This window comes from Streptomyces sp. NPDC014801 (assembly GCF_043082085.1).
GTDB lineage: Bacteria > Actinomycetota > Actinomycetes > Streptomycetales > Streptomycetaceae > Streptomyces.
On sequence record NZ_JBIBXG010000006.1, the window covers coordinates 59,840 to 77,885 of the forward strand.

General features: G+C 72.8%; 15 protein-coding genes. 8 read left to right on the forward strand and 7 right to left on the reverse strand.

Going from position 1 to position 18,046, the window contains the following annotated elements; all coding sequences use genetic code 11:
• Positions 1–8: 8 nt before the first annotated feature.
• The 3 genes from uraD to ACF1AL_RS15555 form a co-directional block, all read right to left on the reverse strand.
• Positions 9–518, reverse strand: a complete 510-nt coding sequence (uraD, locus tag ACF1AL_RS15545; RefSeq protein WP_391779726.1) for a 2-oxo-4-hydroxy-4-carboxy-5-ureidoimidazoline decarboxylase — start codon at positions 516–518, stop codon at positions 9–11.
• Positions 519–765: 247 nt separating this feature from the next.
• Positions 766–1,134 (reverse strand): helix-turn-helix domain-containing protein, encoded by a 369-nt coding sequence (locus ACF1AL_RS15550; RefSeq protein ID WP_366838189.1) that lies wholly within the window; start codon positions 1,132–1,134, stop codon positions 766–768.
• Positions 1,131–1,388: a hypothetical protein gene (locus ACF1AL_RS15555; protein ID WP_366838190.1), complete on the reverse strand. Its 258-nt coding sequence runs from the start codon at positions 1,386–1,388 to the stop codon at positions 1,131–1,133. Before ACF1AL_RS15555 ends, ACF1AL_RS15550 begins: the two co-directional genes overlap by 4 nt.
• A gap of 150 nt (positions 1,389–1,538) precedes the next feature.
• Between ACF1AL_RS15555 and ACF1AL_RS15560 the strand changes: the two genes are divergently transcribed.
• The 5 genes from ACF1AL_RS15560 to ACF1AL_RS15580 all read left to right on the forward strand — a co-directional run bounded on the left by ACF1AL_RS15560 (position 1,539) and on the right by ACF1AL_RS15580 (position 6,614).
• Complete coding sequence (locus ACF1AL_RS15560) at positions 1,539–2,378, forward strand: TIM barrel protein (RefSeq protein ID WP_391779725.1); 840 nt, start codon at positions 1,539–1,541, stop codon at positions 2,376–2,378.
• A 68-nt stretch (positions 2,379–2,446) separates the two neighbouring features.
• Positions 2,447–3,361, forward strand: a complete 915-nt coding sequence (locus ACF1AL_RS15565; RefSeq protein WP_391701809.1) for a 2-hydroxy-3-oxopropionate reductase — start codon at positions 2,447–2,449, stop codon at positions 3,359–3,361.
• Between the two features lie 221 nt (positions 3,362–3,582).
• On the forward strand, positions 3,583–5,046 hold the full coding sequence (locus tag ACF1AL_RS15570) for a catalase (RefSeq protein WP_366838193.1): 1,464 nt from the start codon (positions 3,583–3,585) through the stop codon (positions 5,044–5,046).
• Positions 5,047–5,474: 428 nt separating this feature from the next.
• Positions 5,475–5,762, forward strand: a complete 288-nt coding sequence (locus ACF1AL_RS15575; RefSeq protein WP_391826141.1) for a hypothetical protein — start codon at positions 5,475–5,477, stop codon at positions 5,760–5,762.
• 135 nt (positions 5,763–5,897) lie between these two features.
• Positions 5,898–6,614 carry a TIGR04222 domain-containing membrane protein gene (locus tag ACF1AL_RS15580; protein ID WP_391826142.1) on the forward strand — a complete coding sequence of 239 codons (717 nt, stop codon included), beginning with the start codon at positions 5,898–5,900 and terminating at the stop codon, positions 6,612–6,614.
• Between the two features lie 84 nt (positions 6,615–6,698).
• On the opposite strand, the gene gcl is transcribed toward ACF1AL_RS15580, so the two are convergent.
• Positions 6,699–8,486, reverse strand: a complete 1,788-nt coding sequence (gene gcl, locus ACF1AL_RS15585; RefSeq protein WP_391820894.1) for a glyoxylate carboligase — start codon at positions 8,484–8,486, stop codon at positions 6,699–6,701.
• A 249-nt stretch (positions 8,487–8,735) separates the two neighbouring features.
• Between gcl and ACF1AL_RS15590 the strand changes: the two genes are divergently transcribed.
• The gene (locus ACF1AL_RS15590; protein WP_391779720.1) at positions 8,736–9,356 is read left to right on the forward strand and encodes a hypothetical protein; all 621 of its coding nucleotides are present in this window, start codon (positions 8,736–8,738) and stop codon (positions 9,354–9,356) included.
• Between the two features lie 67 nt (positions 9,357–9,423).
• On the opposite strand, the gene ACF1AL_RS15595 is transcribed toward ACF1AL_RS15590, so the two are convergent.
• The 3 genes from ACF1AL_RS15595 to ACF1AL_RS15605 form a co-directional block, all read right to left on the reverse strand.
• Positions 9,424–9,960 carry a hypothetical protein gene (locus ACF1AL_RS15595; protein ID WP_391826143.1) on the reverse strand — a complete coding sequence of 179 codons (537 nt, stop codon included), beginning with the start codon at positions 9,958–9,960 and terminating at the stop codon, positions 9,424–9,426.
• Positions 9,961–10,076: 116 nt separating this feature from the next.
• On the reverse strand, positions 10,077–11,666 hold the full coding sequence (locus ACF1AL_RS15600) for an AMP-binding protein (RefSeq protein WP_391826144.1): 1,590 nt from the start codon (positions 11,664–11,666) through the stop codon (positions 10,077–10,079).
• Positions 11,663–13,333 carry an AMP-binding protein gene (locus tag ACF1AL_RS15605; RefSeq protein ID WP_391826145.1) on the reverse strand — a complete coding sequence of 557 codons (1,671 nt, stop codon included), beginning with the start codon at positions 13,331–13,333 and terminating at the stop codon, positions 11,663–11,665. Before ACF1AL_RS15605 ends, ACF1AL_RS15600 begins: the two co-directional genes overlap by 4 nt.
• A gap of 126 nt (positions 13,334–13,459) precedes the next feature.
• Between ACF1AL_RS15605 and ACF1AL_RS15610 the strand changes: the two genes are divergently transcribed.
• Complete coding sequence (locus tag ACF1AL_RS15610; RefSeq protein WP_391779716.1) at positions 13,460–14,338, forward strand: LuxR C-terminal-related transcriptional regulator; 879 nt, start codon at positions 13,460–13,462, stop codon at positions 14,336–14,338.
• 759 nt (positions 14,339–15,097) lie between these two features.
• A complete protein-coding gene (locus ACF1AL_RS15615; RefSeq protein ID WP_384214172.1) occupies positions 15,098–17,914 on the forward strand; it encodes an AAA family ATPase in 2,817 nt (938 codons plus the stop codon).
• Positions 17,915–18,046: the final 132 nt, after the last annotated feature.

An 18,046-nucleotide genomic window follows, 5' to 3' on the forward strand; every position in this document is an offset into this window, starting at 1 on the left:
GGCTGCTGTCAGTCCTCTTCGACGAGTCGTGCCAGTCGGATGCGGTTGATCTTGCCCAGCTCGGTGCGGACGATCTCCCGCTCCTGCTCCGGCGCGTTACCGATCCGCTCCTTGACGGCGTCCCGCATCTGCTCACCGGTACGGCCGGTGGCGCAGATCAGAAAGACATGACCGAACTTCTCCTGGTAGGCCAGGTTGAGTTCGAGCATCTCCGCCTTGAGCTCCTCGGATGCGCCGGCCATGCCGCGCTGTTCCCGCGCCGAGGTGGGGTCCCCCGGCTTGGGGCGGCCGATCGGCGGGTGCCCGGCCATGGCCTCCTCGAGGTCCTTCTCGGTCAGCTCGGCCATGGCGGCGTCGCTGGCTGCGTAGAGGTCCTCGGGGCCGGCGTAGGGGCGGGCGGCCAGCAGCCGCCGCGCCCATGCCGTGGAGCTGCACGCCTCGTGGAGCGCGGCGAGCGCCGCGTCCTCCTCCAAGGCGTTGAAGCGGGCCAGGCCCGGCGGCGTGGAAGTCGAAGTCACGGGTGCCTCCGTGGCCTTGTGCTGTTCGGGCTGCCGATAGCTAACGCCCTCCGGAAACACTGCGTCAACAGTTTGTTGAAAATTCGGGGTAACAAATACGAGCGCTTGACGAACGGGGTCCGCGGGGGTACCCGAGAACGCCGGGAGCCGCCGTCCGGACGTGCCGGGCGGCGGCTCTCCAAGGGGGCGGCCGGGCACCGACCGGGCTCCGGACCAGGATCTCACCCGGACCGTGACCCAGGCGGGATCAGGCGTCCTTCTGCCGGTTCAGGTAGTTGTAGACCGTGAAGCGGCTGACGCCGAGCGCGCCGGCCACCGTTTCGACACCATGGCGGACCGAGAAGGCGCCGCGGGCCTCCAGTATGCGGACGATCTCCTGCTTGGCCTTGCGGTCCAGGTCGGCCAGCGGCATGCCCTTGCGGCGCTCCATCGCGGCCAGGATGTGATCGAGGGAGTCGGCGAGCTGCGGCAGCCGTACGGCGACGACGTCCGCGCCCTCCCAGGCCAGGACCACGTCGTCGGGACGGGCCTCGTCCGGCGGCACCATCTCGCCACCGATCGCGTCGATCAGCGGCTTCACGGCCGCGATGAACGGCTCGTCCCCGGTGCCGGTCACTCGCCCTCCCCGTTCCCGTCGATCACGTTGACCTGCAGCGAGATACGGGTGGCGCCGGCGGCGAGGCTCTTGCGCAGCAGCGCGTCCACCGCGGTGAGCACGGCGTCGGCACCGCCCTCCGCGGTGTTGCCGAACGGTCCGACGTCCACGGCGTCCAGTTCGGCGGCCTCGATGACCTCGCGGGCGACCACGGCGTGCGGCGGCGCCTCGTCGAGATCGAAGGGCTCGGTCGTGAACTCCACTCTCAATCGCACGCGCACAACCTAACGCCCGGCACGCGGTTTCGGACGTCCACGGAACGGGCCCCTCTTGACAAGCACCGACACCCGACGGCAATCTTCCATTACGCAGAAACGAACTTCCGCCATACGGAAACTCGACCACGGAAGGGAGCGCGGCCCCCGATGGGATTCGCAGACCAGCGCTTCAACGTCAACCTGTCGATCCTCTTCACGGAACTCCCGCTCCTGGAGCGACCCGCGGCCGCCGCCGCGGCCGGCTTCACCGCGGTCGAGCTGTGGTGGCCCTGGATCGAGACCCCCACCCCCGAGCAGTCCGAGCTCGACGCCCTGAAGAAGGCGATCGAGGACGCGGGCGTGCAGCTCACGGGCCTGAACTTCTACGCCGGGCAACTGCCCGGCCCGGACCGGGGCGCCCTGTCGATCCCGGGCGCGGAGTCGGAGAAGTTCCGCGCCAACATCGACGTGGCGATCGCCTTCGCGCAGTCGCTCGGCTGCACCACGTTCAACGCCCTGTACGGCAACCGCGTCGACGGCGTGGACCCGGCCGAGCAGGACGCGCTCGCCCTGGAGAACCTGACGCTGGCGGCGCAGGCCGTCGGCCGGGTCGGCGGCACGATCCTGATCGAGGCCCTCAACCAGCCCGAGTCGCCGAAGTGCCCCGTCGTGAGCGCGCCCAAGGCGATCGAGATCGTCGACCAGGTCAACGAGGCGACCGGCCTCGGCAACGCCAAGTTCCTCATGGACCTGTACCACCTGTCCATGAACGGCGAGGACCTGCCGTCGGTCATCGAGCAGTACGCGGCGAAGACCGGCCATGTGCAGATCGCCGACAACCCGGGCCGCGGCGCCCCCGGCACCGGCTCACTGCCGCTGGAGGACCTCCTCGACCAGCTGAAGAAGGCCGGTTACGACGGCTGGGTCGGCCTGGAGTACAAGCCGGGCGACCGGCCCAGCGCCGAGGCCTTCGACTGGCTGCCCCGCGAGGCCCGCGCCGCCCGCTGACACCCGGGGCGCCCGTCAGCCGGCGCCACCTCACCGACGTAGCACAGCAGTAAGAGAGGCACCCCGTCATGAGCAACCTTGCAGATTCCTCCCGCCCGACCCGCCCTGCGATCGCCTGGATCGGCCTCGGCATCATGGGCTCCCCCATGTCCGAGAACCTGATCAAGGCGGGTTACCAGGTCACCGGCTTCACCCTCGAGCAGGAGAAGCTCGACCGCCTGGCCGCCGCGGGCGGCACCGCGGCCTCCTCCATCGCCGAGGCCGTGCGCGACGCCGACGTGGTCATCACGATGGTGCCCGCCTCCCCGCAGGTCGAGGCCATCGCCTACGGCCCGGACGGCATCCTGGAGAACGCGAAGTCCGGCGCCCTGCTGATCGACATGTCCTCGATCACCCCGCAGACCTCCGTCGACCTGGCCAAGGCCGCCAAGGACAAGGGCATCCGCGTCCTGGACGCCCCGGTCTCCGGCGGCGAGGCCGGCGCCATCGAGGCCGTACTGTCGATCATGGTCGGCGGCGAGCAGGCCGACTTCGACGAGGCCAAGCCGATCTTCGACGCCCTCGGCAAGACCATCGTGCTGTGCGGTCCGCACGGCTCGGGCCAGACCGTGAAGGCCGCCAACCAGCTGATCGTCGCCGTGAACATCCAGGCGTGCGCGGAGGCCGTGGTCTTCCTGGAGAAGTCCGGCGTGGACCTGCAGGCCGCGCTCGACGTCCTCAACGGCGGTCTGGCCGGCTCCACCGTGCTGACGCGCAAGAAGGACAACTTCCTCAACCGCGACTTCAAGCCGGGCTTCCGCATCGACCTGCACCACAAGGACATGGGCATCGTCACCGACGCCGCCCGCAACGTCGGCGCGGCCCTGCCGGTCGGCGCCGTGGTCGCCCAGCTGGTCGCCTCGCTGCGCGCCCAGGGCGACGGCGGCCTGGACCACTCGGCCCTGCTGCGGGCCGTCGAGCGCCTCTCCGGCGCCCAGGTCTGACCTCCGCCGGACCAGGTCCGACCCTCCCGGAACTTCCGGGCCGTGGCGGCGCCGACACCTGTCCCGTCGCGCCCACGCGCCGCCACGGCCCGGAACCCACGCATGCCCACCCGTTCAACAAAACGTTGAAATAGACTTCAACAAACTGTTGACGTGCCTGGTCAGGCGTCCCTACGCTCACTCCACCGCCAGGCTTCAGCAGTCCCGTTCGGAAGGTCCCCATGTCGAAGCGCGTGCTCACGACCGAGTCCGGCGCCCCCGTCGCCGACAACCAGAATTCCGCCTCCGCCGGCGTCGGCGGCCCGCTCCTGATCCAGGACCAGCAGCTCCTGGAGAAGCTCGCGCGCTTCAACCGCGAGCGCATCCCGGAGCGCGTGGTGCACGCCCGTGGTTCCGGCGCCTACGGCCACTTCGAGGTGACCGACGACGTCACCGGCTACACCCACGCCGACTTCCTCGGCGAGATCGGCAAGCGCACCGAGGTGTTCGTGCGCTTCTCCACCGTGGCCGACTCGCTCGGCGGCGCGGACGCCGTCCGTGACCCGCGCGGCTTCGCGGTGAAGTTCTACACCGAGGAGGGCAACTACGACCTCGTCGGCAACAACACCCCGGTGTTCTTCATCAAGGACCCGATCAAGTTCCCCGACTTCATCCACTCGCAGAAGCGCGACCCGTTCACCGGCAAGCAGGAGCCGGACAACGTCTGGGACTTCTGGGCCCACTCCCCCGAGGCCACGCACCAGGTGACCTGGCTGATGGGTGACCGCGGCATCCCGGCGTCCTACCGCCACATGGACGGCTTCGGCTCGCACACCTACCAGTGGACGAACGACAAGGGCGAGGGCTTCTTCGTCAAGTACCACTTCAAGACCGACCAGGGCATCCGCTGCCTGACCAGCGAGCAGGCCGCCGAGATCGCGGGCAAGGACCCCAACTCCCACCAGACGGACCTGCTGCAGGCCATCGAGCGCGGCGTGCACCCGTCCTGGACGCTCTACGTCCAGATCATGCCGGCGGCCGAGGCGGCCAACTACCGCTTCAACCCGTTCGACCTGACCAAGGTGTGGCCGCACCGGGACTACCCGCTGCAGCGCGTGGGCCGCCTCGTGCTGAACCGCAACCCGGACAACGTCTTCGCCGAGGTCGAGCAGGCCGCGTTCTCCCCGAACAACTTCGTCCCGGGCATCGGCCCGTCGCCGGACAAGATGCTCCAGGGCCGCCTGTTCGCCTACGCCGACGCGCACCGCTACCGCCTGGGCGTGAACCACACCCTGCTGCCGGTGAACGCGCCGAAGGCCGTCCCCGGCGGCGCGAACAACTACGGCCGCGACGGCTTCATGGCGCTCAACCCGCAGGGCCGGCACGCCAAGAACTACGAGCCGAACTCCTACGACGGCCCCGTCGAGACCGGCCGCCCGCTGTCGGCGCCGCTCGCGGTGTCCGGGTACACCGGCAACCACGAGGCCCCGCTGCACACCAAGGACGACGACTTCGTGCAGGCCGGCGAGCTGTTCCGGCTGATGTCCGAGGACGAGAAGGCCCGTCTGGTCGCGAACATCGCCGGCGGCCTGTCCCAGGTCTCCCGCAACGACGTGATCGAGAAGAACCTGGCCCACTTCCACGCCGCCGACCCCGAGTACGGCAAGCGCGTGGAGGAGGCGGTCCGCGCCCTGCGCGAGGACTGACCCTCCGGGCGGCCGTCAGGCTGCGTCCGGAACCCGGCGGGGAGGCCGGGATCCGGACGCGTACGACCCGCCGCCGCGTGATCCGGATGAGGGGTGATCACGCGGCATGGCGGGCAGGGCGAGGACCGCGGTGGCCTGCGAGCCAGTGCGGTGGTCAAGGAACGTGACAGGACTGCCGACGTGAGGCAGGACCGTCCGGCTCCGTCGCACCCACCGCGGTCCCAGCCATTCCCCCGGTCACCGGGGGCCCACAGACTCCGTCCGGCGGCGCGAACGTCCTGTCGCGCCCAGTCTCGCGCCGTCGGACGGCCACAACCGAACAAGACCCACCGGCCGGACGGCGCCGGATGCGGACGGTCCCGCATCCGGCGCCGCTCGGCGTTTCCCGCCCGGGTGCGGCCCCGCCCGCGCGGCATCAGCCTGGAGTCATGACGCACGCAACCGAGCATCCCCATGTGGTGGTGCACCCGCCCGCGCTGGACGGTTCCCGGCGGGTCACCGCGGGCGACGAGACCCTGGGCGTCGCCACGCACATCGACGACGTCGCCGAGTTCCTGCGGCTGGCGGACCTGTATGTGACGGACGTGGCCGAGAGCGACTTCATCGAATGGCAGGGCGGCGGCCCCGACGACTGGCCGGGTCTCTCCGAGCACCACGAGGCCCCCGCCGGCGGCACGTCCCCCGCCGCCCAAGAAGGCGTACACAAGGCGACGTAGCGGCCGTACGCAACCCTCAAATCAAGCTCTGAACCCGGCCCGGGAAGGCTTCGACGCCCCCCGGGCCCGGGCACATCCCCCTCACACGGGGCCCGCCGGCACGGGGGCGGCGGGCCCCGCACGGGGGTGAGGGACATGAGCGCGCAGGCGACGACGGCCCCGCCGGGGCCCCACGAGACCGCCCTGCTGCGGGCCGGCCCGCGCGCCGCCGTCACCGTCGCGGTCACCGCGCTGCACCTGCGCGGCGCGGTCGCGGCCGGGCGGCCGGGCACCCTGCGCAGGACGGCGGGCGGCGAGGCGCCGGCCTTCCGGCATCCACTGGAGAAGGCCGTGCGCACCGCGCTGTACCGGCCCGCGGGGCCCCGGGAGTTGCTCGAACGGGCCGTGGTGCGCCGCGCCCTGGCCAGGATGCGGGCCGACCTGGTGGCGGCCGGTCTGCTGCGCCCGCTGCCGCCGCGCCGCACCCGCGCCGCCCGCCGGCACTTGGCGGACCTGCGCGAGCGCCACCCGCTGCCCGAAGGGCCGGGTGGGACGGCGGAGGAGGACGTCCTCTACGCCGTCGCCCTGCACGGCGAGGCGGCGCTGACCGTGCTGCTCCCCGGCTTCGCCCGCGCCTCGCGGCTGACCGGCCGCGGCGCGCTCGCGGACGAGGGTCTCTTCCCCTTCGGCGCGGGCGCCGGCATACGCGGCATTCTCGGCGGCGAGGCCTTCCTGGACGGGGACGACGACCGCGACGGGGGCGGGGACGGGACGGACGGCCATCACGGCGGCCACGACAGCGGCCATCACGGCGGCTACGGCCACCACGACTCCGGTGGCTTCGGATGCGGGGGCGGGGGCGGCGGCGACTGACCCCGTGGCCCGGATGCCGCGCCGGGCATGCCGAAGGGCGGCCCCTCCCCCGGTGGGGAAGGGCCGCCCTCGGACGGACCGGTGTCAGACCTTCAGCGGCTTGATGGCGGTCGGGGCGTGGCCCGGCTCGGTGGCCAGGTCCTCGAACTCGCTGATGTCGCTGATGTCCATGGTGCGGCTCATCGAGATGTTGGTGATCCGCTCCAGGATCGCCTCGACGACGACCGGCACCTGGTACTCGGCGGCCAGCTTCTTCGCCTGCTCGAACGCCGCGCCCAGCTGGTCCGGCTCGGTGACCCGGATCGCCTTGCAGCCCAGGCCCTCGGCGACCTTGACGTGGTCCACGCCATAGACGCCGATCTCGGGCGAGTTGATGTTCTCGAACTCCAGGTTGACCTGGAAGTTGATGTCCAGGCCGATCTGCGCCTGGCGGATCAGGCCCAGGTAGGAGTTGTTCACCAGCACGTGGACGTAGGGGACCTTGTGCTGGGCGGCGACCGCCAGCTCCTCGATCATGAACTGGAAGTCGTAGTCGCCGGAGAGCGCGACGACCGGGGACTCCGGGTCGGCCTTGGCGACGCCGATCGCGGCCGGGATGGTCCAGCCGAGCGGGCCGGCCTGGCCGCAGTTGATCCAGTGGCGCGGCTTGAAGACGTGCAGCATCTGCGCGCCGGCGATCTGGGAGAGGCCGATGGTGGTGACGTAGCGCGTCTCCGGGCCGAAGGCCTTGTTCATCTCCTCGTACACGCGCTGCGGCTTCATCGGCACGTTGTCGAAGTGCGTACGGCGCAGCAGCGTGGCCTTGCGCTCCTGCGTGGAGGCGACCCACGCGCTGCGGTCGGGCAGCTTGCCCTCGGCCTTCAGCTCCTTGGCGACCTGGACGAACAGCTCCAGGGCGGCCTTGGCGTCGGAGACGACACCGTAGTCCGGCGGGAAGATCTTGCCGATCTGGGTGGGCTCGATGTCGACGTGGACGAACTTGCGGTCGCCGCGGTAGGTGTCGAGCTTGTAGCCGGTGTGGCGGTTGGCCCAGCGGTTGCCGATGCCGAGGACGAAGTCCGACTCCAGGAAGTTGGCGTTGCCGTAGCGGTGCGAGGTCTGCACGCCGACCATGCCGGCGTTCAGCTCGTGGTCGTCGGGCAGGGTGCCCCAGCCCATCAGGGTGGGGATGATCGGGGTGCTGGTCAGCTCGGCGAACTCGACCAGCAGGTCGGAGGCGTCGGCGCCGATGACGCCGCCGCCGGCGACGATGACCGGGCGCTCTGAGGCGAGCAGGAAGGAGATCGCCTTCTCGATCTGCGCGCGGGTCGCGGCCGGCTTGTAGACCGGCAGCGGCTCGTAGGTCTCGGGGTCGAACTCGATCTCGGTGAGCTGCACGTCGATCGGCAGGTCGATGAGGACCGGGCCTGGGCGGCCGGAGCGCATCAGGTGGAAGGCCTGCTGGAAGACGCCGGGGACCTGCGCGGCCTCCAGGACGGTCACCGCCATCTTGGTGACCGGCTTGGCGATCGAGGCGATGTCGACGGCCTGGAAGTCCTCCTTGTGGATCACATGGGTGGGCGCCTGGCCCGTGATGCACAGGATTGGGATCGAGTCGCCGATCGCGGAGTACAGACCGGTGATCATGTCGGTGCCGGCCGGGCCGGAGGTACCGATGCAGACACCGATGTTGCCCGGCTGGGTCCGGGTGTAGCCCTCGGCCATGTGGGAGGCGCCCTCGACGTGGCGGGCGAGGGTGTGGTCGATCCCGCCGCCCTCCTTCAGCGCCTTGTAGAACGGGTTGATCGCCGCGCCCGGCACACCGAACGCCTGGGTGACGCCCTCGCGCTTGAGGATCTCGACTGCCGCGCGGGCAGCGGTCATACGAGCCATGGAGTACTCCTGCTTCGGCTGTCGGATTCGCTCTCCCCGTCGCGCCCTGCGGTGAGCTCGTGTCCGCGTCCAGTCCATCCGCCGGCCGGTCGTCCCCGTGCGATCCGGTGAACTTCCGTATAGCGGAAACTTACTTCTACTATCTGGAAGCAATGTAGGGGGCGGGACGAAGACCGTCAAGAGACGGACAAGGGGTGGACCGGTGGAGCACCATGGGAGCGCCGAGCCGAGCCATGCCGGGGAGGGGCCATGCCCGAGAGCGTGCCGGTGCGCTGCCCGTCCTGCCGTCGCGAGCGGCGCTACACCGCGCCCGCGTACGCGTGTGCGTGCGGGGCCGCCGTCGTACCGCCGCTGGATCCGGCGGCGGTGCCGACGGCCGTCACGCACCGGGTGTGGGACGAGCAGTGGGTGTCGCTGCGCTGCACGGCCTGCGGGCGCGCGGGCCAGTGGCCGCAGCCGGAACTGGGCTGCCCGTGCGGGACGCTGGTGCGGATACCGGTGGCGCGGGACGGGACGGGACCGTGGGACGAGGTCGTGGCGGCCGCGCGGCTGCTGCACCGGCTCGGGCACCGGGACGTCCGCCGCGCCGGACGGCGTCCGTCCGGCGGTGTCGCCCTGATGTCCACCGGCCTGCTCGCGCATGTCACCGCGGGCGGACGCCCGGCCGCCCTGCGGGACGTGGAGATCCTGTGGCTGGCGGCGATGGCCCGCTCGGCGCGGTGCGTCCACTTCTCCGGGGCCGGCTACACCGCCGACGCCCGCGCCCGCGCGGACGGCCTGGCCGTCCCCCTGTTCGCGCTCACCGCGGCCACCACGCCCCGCCCGCTCAACGACGCCGCCCGCGCCTTCCTCGGGCCGGCGGCGGACTGAGCCCGCGGCGCCCGCATCGCGCGGCGGCGCGGGCGGGGACGGGGCCTCCCGCGCCACGCGCCGGCGCTCAGGCCCGGGACCTACGGCGGCGCCAGTAGTGGGTGGTGACCGCGGCCAGGAGCGGGCCCCAGGCCGGCAGGGGGAGGTAGCAGGCGTTCATCAGCCACAGGCCCCGGCGGGTGATGTCCATCTGCGCGTGCAGCGTCGTCCACACGAACAGCGCGCCGTAGACGGTGCAGGCCGGCGCGCCCAGCCCGGCCGGGACGACGGCCGCGAGCACGGGGACGGGGCGGCCGCGCAGGACCGGCAGCCACCGGGGCCACCGCTCGCCCCACGGGCGGACCAGCCCCAGCGTCAGCGCGGTCGGCGCCTCCTGCGCGAGGGACAGCAGCGGCAGCGCCAGGTAGCCCCAGCCGGGGAGCAGCATCGCCTCGTACTCGGTGTCGCCGAGGCCGAGCGGCACGCCGAGCACCACGGCGAGACGCCACAGCCCGGAAGGCAGGTTCACCCAGACGACGGCGGCCGCCGCACGCCGCGCCCACCCGGGCACGGGCGCGGCGGTGCCGGGCGTCACAGGGGCGGCGGGGGCGGCGGCGACGGTCATCGGGGGCTCCTCGCATCGGGTGCTTACTGCGTCGCACCCGATGCTGTCGGCCACGGCCCCGCGCCCGCGTCCGGCCGCGGGGCGAACCCGCCTCCCCCCGCGCGGTGGAGGCGGCCTCAGCCGGCGTACCGCTGCCGGAGCTCCACCTTGCGGACCTTGCCGGACACCGTCATCGGGAAGGTGTCCAGCAGCTGCAGCCGGCTGGGGATCTTGTAGTGGGCCAACTGCCCCTCGCAGAAGGCGCGGACGTCCTCGAGGGTGGGCGGGTCGGCCGGGTCGTGCGGGATGACGCAGGCCAGCACCTCCTCGCCGTACTTCTCGTGCGGGACGCCGACCACCTGCACGTCGCGGATCTTGGGGTGGCCGTAGAGGAACTCCTCGATCTCGCGCGGGTAGATGTTCTCCCCGCCCCGGATGATCATGTCCTTGATGCGGCCGACGATCTCGACGTACCCGTCCTCGCGCATCATCGCGAGGTCGCCGGTGTGCATCCAGCGCCCGGCGTCGATCGCCTCGGCGGTCTTGTCCGGCTCCTGCCAGTAGCCGAGCATCACGCTGTACCCGCGGGTGCACAACTCCCCCGCCCCGCCGCGGGGTTGGGTGATCCCGGTCGCCGGGTCGACGATCTTCACCTCCAGGTGCGGCAGCACCCGGCCCACGGTCCCGGTGCGGTGCTCCAGGTCGTCCTCCATCCGCGTCTGCAGCGACACCGGGGAGGTCTCGGTCATGCCGTAGCAGATGGAGACCTGCTCCATGTGCATCTCGGCGACCACCCGCTTCATCACCTCCACCGGGCACGGCGAACCCGCCATGATCCCGGTGCGCAGCGAGGTGAGGTCGTAGGAGGCGAAGCCGGGCAGGTTGAGCTCGGCGATGAACATGGTCGGCACGCCGTACAGCGAGGTGCAGCGCTCCTGCTGCACCGCCTCCAGCGTGGCGGCCGGGTCGAAGGACGGGGCCGGGATCACCATGCACGCACCGTGCGAGGTGGCCGCCAGGTTGCCCATGACCATGCCGAAGCAGTGGTAGAAGGGCACCGGGATGCAGATCCGGTCCTGCTCGGTGTAGGCGATCAACTCGCCCACGAAGTACCCGTTGTTGAGGATGTTGTGGTGGGAGAGGGTCGCCCCCTTGGGGAAGCCCGTCGTGCCCGAGGTGTACTGGATGTTGATGGGGTCGTCGCAGGACAGCGCCTCGAAGGTCACGTCCGGGGTGGCGCGGGCGAGCAGCGCGTCCCAGCTCGGGTCGCCGATGTGGACGACCTCGCGCAACGCGGGGCATCTGCCGCGCACTTGCTCGACCATCGCCCGGTAGTCGCTCGTCTTGTGGCTCACGGAGGCGACGAGCAGCCGCACACCGGACTGGTTGAGGACGTACTCGACCTCGTGGGTGCGGTAGGCCGGGTTGATGTTCACCATGACGGCGCCGATGCGGGCGGTGGCGTACTGCACCAGCACCCACTCCGGGCAGTTGACGGCCCAGATGCCGACCCGGTCGCCCTTGGCGATCCCGCTCGCGGCCAGCGCCCGCGCCAACGTGTCGACGTCGGCGCCGAACTGCGCGTACGTCCAGCGCCGCCCCGACGGCACGTCGACGAGGGCCTCGCGCTCAGGCCAGGCGGCGACGGCCCGGTCGAGGTTGGCGCCGATGGTGTCGCCGAGCAGGACGGTTTCGCTCGTGCCGTGCGTGTACGACAGCGCGCTCACCGGAAGTCCTCCTCGCGGTACTCGTCGTCCGACCCCGCGGCCGTGGCCTCGCGCAGCTCGATCCGGCGGATCTTGCCGGACACCGTCTTCGGCAGCGCGCCGAACTCCAGCCGCCGGATCCGCTTGTACGGCGCCAGCACCTGACGCGAGTGCTCGAAGATGACCTTGGCGGTGTCCGGGCCGGGCTCGTAGCCCTCGGCGAGCACGACGTACGCCTTCGGCACCGCCAGGCGCAGCTCGTCCGGCGCGGGCACGACCGCCGCCTCGGCGACCGCCTCGTGCTCCAGCAGGGCGCTCTCCAGCTCGAACGGGCTGATCTTGTAGTCGCTGGCCTTGAAGACGTCGTCGGCGCGGCCGACGTAGGTGAGGTAGCCCTCCTCGTCGCGGGAGGCGATGTCGCCGGTGCGGTAGTAGCCGCCGGCCATCGCCTCCGCCGTACGGTCGGCGTCGCCGTGGTAGCCGGTCATCAGGCCCACCGGGCGCTCCGCGAGGTCGAGCGCGATCTCGCCCTCGGTGGCGCCGGGCGCGCCGGAGACCGGGTCGAGCAGCTCGACGCGGTAGCCGGGGCTGGGGCGTCCCATGGAGCCGGTCTTGAGGACCTGGCCGGGGGTGTTGGCGACCTGCACGGCGGTCTCGGTCTGCCCGAAGCCGTCCCGGATGGTGCGGCCCCAGGCGCGCCGCACCTGCTCGATGACCTCCGGGTTGAGCGGCTCGCCGGCCGCGACGACCTCGCGGGGCGGGGTGGCGAGCTGGGACAGGTCGGCCTGGATCAGCATGCGCCACACGGTCGGCGGGGCGCAGAAGGTGGTGACCCCGGCCCGGTCCATCTCCGACATCAGACGGGCCGCGTCGAAGCGCGTGTAGTTGTGGATGAAGACGGTCGCCTCGGCGTTCCACGGGGCGAAGAGATTCGACCAGGCGTGCTTGGCCCAGCCCGGCGAGGAGATGTTCAGATGCACGTCGCCCGGCTTCAGGCCCACCCAGTACATCGTCGCCAGGTGCCCGATCGGGTACGAGGTGTGGGTGTGCTCGACCAGCTTGGGGCGGGCGGTGGTGCCCGAGGTGAAGTACAGCATCAGCGGGTCGTCGGCGCGGGTCTTGCCGTCCGGGACGAACCCGGCGGGCGCCGCGTGGCCGTCCTCGTACGGTTCCCAGCCCTCCGTGGGCAGGCCGCCGACGCTGATCCGGGTGTAGGTGCCGGGGACCTCGTCGAACTTCTCCGTGTCGGCCGCGCGCACGATCACGTGCTTGACCCGGCCCCGCTCCACGCGGTCGCGCAGGTCGGCGGGGCCGAGCAGCGGGGTCGCCGGGATGACCACCGCGCGCAGCTTCATCGCGGCCAGCGCGGTCTCCCACAGCTCCGCCTGGTTGCCGAGCATGACCAGGACGCGGTCCTCGGGGGCCACGCCGCGGTCGCGCAGCCAGTTCGCGACCCGGTCCGAGCGGTCGGACAGCTCCGCGAAGGACAGCTTGGTCTCGGTGCCGTCCTCCTCGACGATGTGCAGCGCGGTGCGGTCGTTGCCGTCAGCGACGACGTCGAACCAGTCGAGCGCCCAGTTGAAGTACTCGGGGCGCGGCCAGCGGAAACCCTCGTAGGCGGCTGCGTAGTCCTCGCGGTGCTCCAGCAGGAAGTCCCGTGCCCTGCGGAAGTCGTCCGTCGCCGTCATCTGTCCTCCTGTTGTGCCGGACCATTGCCGGGCGGCTCGGGTACATCGTGTAATCCGTGATGCAGGTCTCACTACCCCCGAACGGGGGTGGAGGCCGCGGAACCACCGCAGTGAGGGGTCGAGCAGGTGACAGCGGACGCGCCCGGAGTGATGGAGATTCGCGGTGCGCTGGCGCGGCTGCGCCGGGGCACCGGACTGCCGGTGGCCTTCGGCGGGCTCGTGGACGCCGGGCACCGGTGGATCCGGATCAGCGAGCTGAACGGCAACGACACGGCGGCGCTGCGCTCGCTCGCGGTGACCGCCGGCAACGGGCTGGGCGGCAAGGCGATCGCCCTGGCCCGGCCGTGCGCGGTGGTGGACTACTCCTCGTCGCAGCAGATCAGCCACGAGTACGACGCCGCCGTCGCCGAGGAGGGACTGCGCTCGGTGCTCGCGGTGCCGGTGGTGGTACGGCGGCGGGTGCGGGGGGTGCTCTACGGCGCCCTGCGGAGCGCTCAGCCGCTGGGCGACCGGGTGCTGGGGGCGGCGGTGGCCGCGGCGCGGGACGTGGAGCAGGCGCTGGTCGTGCGGGACGAGGTGGGGGAACTGCTGGCGGTGGGCGCGGCGGCGGGCGCCGCGGCCGCGGACGCCGCGCGGGCGGGCGGGGCGGCGGCGGCCGGGGCCGGGTGGGAGCAGGTGCGGGAGGCGCATGCGGCGCTGCGGGCACTGGCACCCCGGATCGGTGACCCCGCGTTGCGGGCGGAGCTGCTGGCGGTGTGCGGGCTGCTGACGCCCGGGGCGGCGGGGGCCGGGGCCTCCGGCGGGGTGGGGGCGGCTCTCACTCCTCGGGAGGTGGATGTGCTGGCGTGTGTGGCCGCCGGGGCTACGAACGCGGGGGCCGGGGAGCGGCTGGGGCTGGGGGTGGAGACGGTGAAGTCGTACCTGCGGTCGGCCATGCGGAAGCTGGGGGCGCACACGAGGGGGGAGGCGGTGGCGGCTGCTCGGCGGGCGGGCGCCCTGCCGTAGCCTCCGGCGGTTGTGCGGGTGGGTGCGGTGTGTTGCCGGGTGCGGTGTCTTGCCGGGTGCGGTGTCTTGCCGGGTGCGGTGTCTTGCCGGGTGCGGTGTCTTGCCGGGTGCTGGTCTCGTCGTGGCTGGTCGCGCAGTTCCCCGCGCCCCTGAAATGCCTGCGGCGGCCCGCGCGGGTCCGGTGACCGGTTGCGGTAGCGCCTTCTGCCGGTGAGTGAGTCGGGGCCGCGGTGGGGGGTGTCCGTCCTCGGTACGGCCCTACGTTTCTCCGAGAGGCTGACGAAAGGCAATGCCGTCCGCTGCGGGCGGACACCCCCCACCACGCCCCCTTCTCGCCGTCGGCGGCTATCCGCCTACGTAGCTGCGGGCAGTCGTGCCGCTGGGGCGGCACGGGTGGGCGCAGCGGCACCCCGCAACGCCGGGCCGCGCAACCCCGGCGGTGACCCCGGCGCCGGGCGCCACGCACTCCGGGGCACCGCGCCCCACGGCGGGCATCGCACCCCAGGGCACCGCGCCCACGGCGGCCACCGCGCCCCCGGTGCATCGCACCCCACGGCACCTGACCCACGGAGTTCACCGCCGCCCCTGATGTCACCGCGCAGCCGGGCGGCACGCCCTACGCTTTCGGGGGGAGGTGGGGCGTGAATTTTTCGTCGAGTGAGGGTGTTGTTATATCCCTCACGACCTCGTCCGTCCGAATTTCCTGCGCGGTTGCCTAGAATTTGGCCCGGACACGACACACGGAGGGGAGCGGTAACCGTGCGACGGGACTTCCAGGAGCCTGCCCGATGCCGCCCCGACCTGGTCATCGGCCGGGAGGAGCTGTTCACCGCGGCGCGTGAGCGGCTCGCGTCCGGGGGCAGCGTCCTGCTGCACGGACCGGCCGGAATAGGAAAATCGACCGTGCTGCGGGCATTGGCCGCGGAAAACTCCTTCCAAGCGGGCACCGTCCTTCGCTGCTCGGCGACCGAGTCCGAATCGCATCTGCCGTTCCTCGCGCTGGCCGACCTGTTCGGGCTGGTCCTGGACCGGATCGCCGACCGGCTGCCCGGCGCGCAGCGCACCGCGCTGGAGTCCGCGCTGACCGGACGGGGCGAGTCCACGCTGCAGCGGGACGGCCTCGCGCTGCGACTGGCCGTGCTGTCCGCGCTGCGGGCGCTGGCCGAGGACGGCCCCGTGCTGGTCGTGGCCGACGACTTCCAGTGGCTGGACCCGGCCAGCGCCGAACTGCTCGGCTTCGCCGCCCGGCGGCTCGGCGACACACCGGTGCGCATGCTGTGCGCGGTGCGCACCGAGGCGCAGGAGTACGACCGGTACCTGCGGGCCTGCCCGCCCGACACGCTGGCGGTGCGGCTCGGCCCGCTGACCCGGGCGCAGGTGTCCGCGCTGCTCGACCACCGGGGGTACGGCGGGCTGCCGCGCTCCACGGTGCGGGAGATCCACCGTACGAGCGGCGGCAATCCGCTCTTCGCGCTGGAACTGGGGCGGGCGCTGGCCGAGAACCCGACGCCGCCGCGACCGGGCGAGCCGCTGCCGGTGCCGACCTCGCTGCGGGCCCTCGTGCTCAGCCGGCTGGACCTGCTGTCCGCCGAGGCGCGCCGCACGCTGCTGGTGGCCAGCGCCGGTGCCCGCCCCACGGCGGCGCTGCTGCACGCGGCCGGCCGGGACAACGCCGAGGCCGAGTGCGCGCAAGCCGCCGAGCTGGGGCTGCTGACGACCGAGCCGGAGGCGCCGGCGGTGCGGTTCGCGCACCCGCTCATCTCGGCCGCGCTGTACGCGGAGGCCCCCGCGCACGAGCGGCGCGCCGCGCACGCCGCGCTGTCCACGGCGGCGTCCGACCCGATCGAGCGGGCCCGGCACCTGGCGCTGGCCACGACCGGCACCGACCCGGACGTCGCCGCCTCGCTGGCGGAGGCCGCCGCGCTCGCCCGGGACCGCGGGGCACCCTCGGTGGCGGCCTCGCTGGGGCTGCTGGCCGCCCGGCACACCCCGGCGGACGGGACGCCCGCGCCGGACGAGCGGCGGCTGCAGGCCGCGGAGGACGCGATCACGGCCGGTGAGGTGGACCTGGCCCGGGACATCGCGCGGGAGGTGCTGACCCGGGCCACCGTGCCGGCGGAGCGGGTGCGGGCGTGGATGGTGGTGATCGAGGCGGCCGGGCAGGCCCTCGGGGACGTGGACGCCGTCTTCCCGCAGGCGCTCGCCGACGCGGGCGACGATCCGCGGCTGCTGGCCCTGGTCCACTACCAGCTGGCCTGGCGCGCGCTGGTCGTGGAGGGCGACTTCGCCGAGGCCCGGGAGGAGGCCGCGCACGCGGCGGAACTGGCCGCGCGGGCCGGCGACCGGCGCACCGAGCTGATGGCGCTGTCCTTCCAGGCGTCCACCGAGACCCTGATGGGTCATCCGAACGCGCCGGTCACGGTCAAGCGGGCACTGCAGGAGCCGCAGGACCCGCATGTGGCGTGTCATCACAACGGCGCCGCCGCGGCCCGGTTCCGCTGGCTGGTGATGAGCGATCAGCTGCCGGAGGCGCGGACGACGATCAGCGCGCTGCTGCGCGAGGTGCGCCGGCGCGGCATGGTCGAGAGCGAGGTGCACTTCCTGCGCGCGCTCGCCGAGACGGAGTTGCTGTCCGGGCACTGCGGGCGGGCCCTGGACCTGGCCCGGGAGAGCCTCCGGCTGGCCCGTGACTCCGGCATCGGGGAGAGCGCCTCGGCGATGCTGGCCTCACTGGCGGAGGCCTCCGCCGGGGACGTGGAGCGCGCGGAGGCGCTGGCCCGGGAGGCCGCGGCGCACGCCGAGGAGGACGGCGACCAGATGTACCTGTCGCGGGCGCTGGCCGCCCTGGGCCACGCCCAGTTGGTCGCCGGGGACGCGCGCGGGGCCGTGGTGTCGCTGCGCCGGGTGCGGGAGCTGGAGGCGGGCCTCGGCATCACCGACCCGGCCCGGGGCCGCTGGCACGGCGACCTCGCGGAGGCGCTGGTGCGGATCGGTGAGGTGGGCGAGGCGCAGGAGGTCGTGGACACCGCGCGGGAGCACGCGCTGCGGCTGCGGCGGGAGAGCGTGCTCGCGGTGCTGGACCGCGCCGAGGCGCTGGTGCGGGCGGCGCGGGGCGACACGGAGGGTGCGCTGGCGCAGCTGACGTCGGCTCAGGACCGGCTGGCGAAGCTGGGGTACGGGCTGGAGGAGGCGCGGGCGGCGTACGCGCTGGCCCGGCTGCGTGCGGGACGCCCGGGCCCGGCGTCGTACGACGAGGCGGCGCGGCTGTTCCGCCGCTGCCGCGCGCTGCCGTGGCTGCGGCAGGTGGAGGCGAGCGCCGAGGCCGCGACGGCGGCGGCCGTGCAGCGGCCCGCCCCGGCGCCGGCCGGGCTGCACACCGCGCTGGACTCGCTGGCCTCGATGGAGCGTCAGGTCGCCGGTCTGGTCATGGAGGGCGCCACCAACCGGGAGATCGCGGCCCGGCTGTTCATCAGCGTCAAGACGGTCGAGGCGACGCTGACCCGGGTCTACCGGAAGCTGGGGATCCGCTCCCGGGTGGACATCGTCCGCCTGGCGGCGGGGCGTCACGCGAAGTGAGCCCGGCGCGGGTTTACTGCCCTCGTGGGGGCGAGGCCCCGCGACCGAGGGTTTTCCCTGCCCGACTCGGTTAGGGGGTTCCCTCATTGGGAGCGGGGCGGCCGCGGTCCTAGCGTGAGGGACGTGCCGCTC

What these genes read in the sequence shown, in the direction of transcription:
- ACF1AL_RS15560 (WP_391779725.1), top strand. Translation starts at nt 1,539, where the DNA reads ATGGGATTCGCAGACCAGCGCTTCAACGTCAACCTGTCGATCCTCTTC.
- ACF1AL_RS15565 (WP_391701809.1), top strand. Translation starts at nt 2,447, where the DNA reads ATGAGCAACCTTGCAGATTCCTCCCGCCCGACCCGCCCTGCGATCGCC.
- ACF1AL_RS15570 (WP_366838193.1), top strand. Translation starts at nt 3,583, where the DNA reads ATGTCGAAGCGCGTGCTCACGACCGAGTCCGGCGCCCCCGTCGCCGAC.
- ACF1AL_RS15575 (WP_391826141.1), top strand. Translation starts at nt 5,475, where the DNA reads ATGACGCACGCAACCGAGCATCCCCATGTGGTGGTGCACCCGCCCGCG.
- ACF1AL_RS15580 (WP_391826142.1), top strand. Translation starts at nt 5,898, where the DNA reads ATGAGCGCGCAGGCGACGACGGCCCCGCCGGGGCCCCACGAGACCGCC.
- gcl (WP_391820894.1), bottom strand. Translation starts at nt 8,486, where the DNA reads ATGGCTCGTATGACCGCTGCCCGCGCGGCAGTCGAGATCCTCAAGCGC.
- ACF1AL_RS15590 (WP_391779720.1), top strand. Translation starts at nt 8,736, where the DNA reads ATGCCCGAGAGCGTGCCGGTGCGCTGCCCGTCCTGCCGTCGCGAGCGG.
- ACF1AL_RS15595 (WP_391826143.1), bottom strand. Translation starts at nt 9,960, where the DNA reads ATGACCGTCGCCGCCGCCCCCGCCGCCCCTGTGACGCCCGGCACCGCC.
- ACF1AL_RS15605 (WP_391826145.1), bottom strand. Translation starts at nt 13,333, where the DNA reads ATGACGGCGACGGACGACTTCCGCAGGGCACGGGACTTCCTGCTGGAG.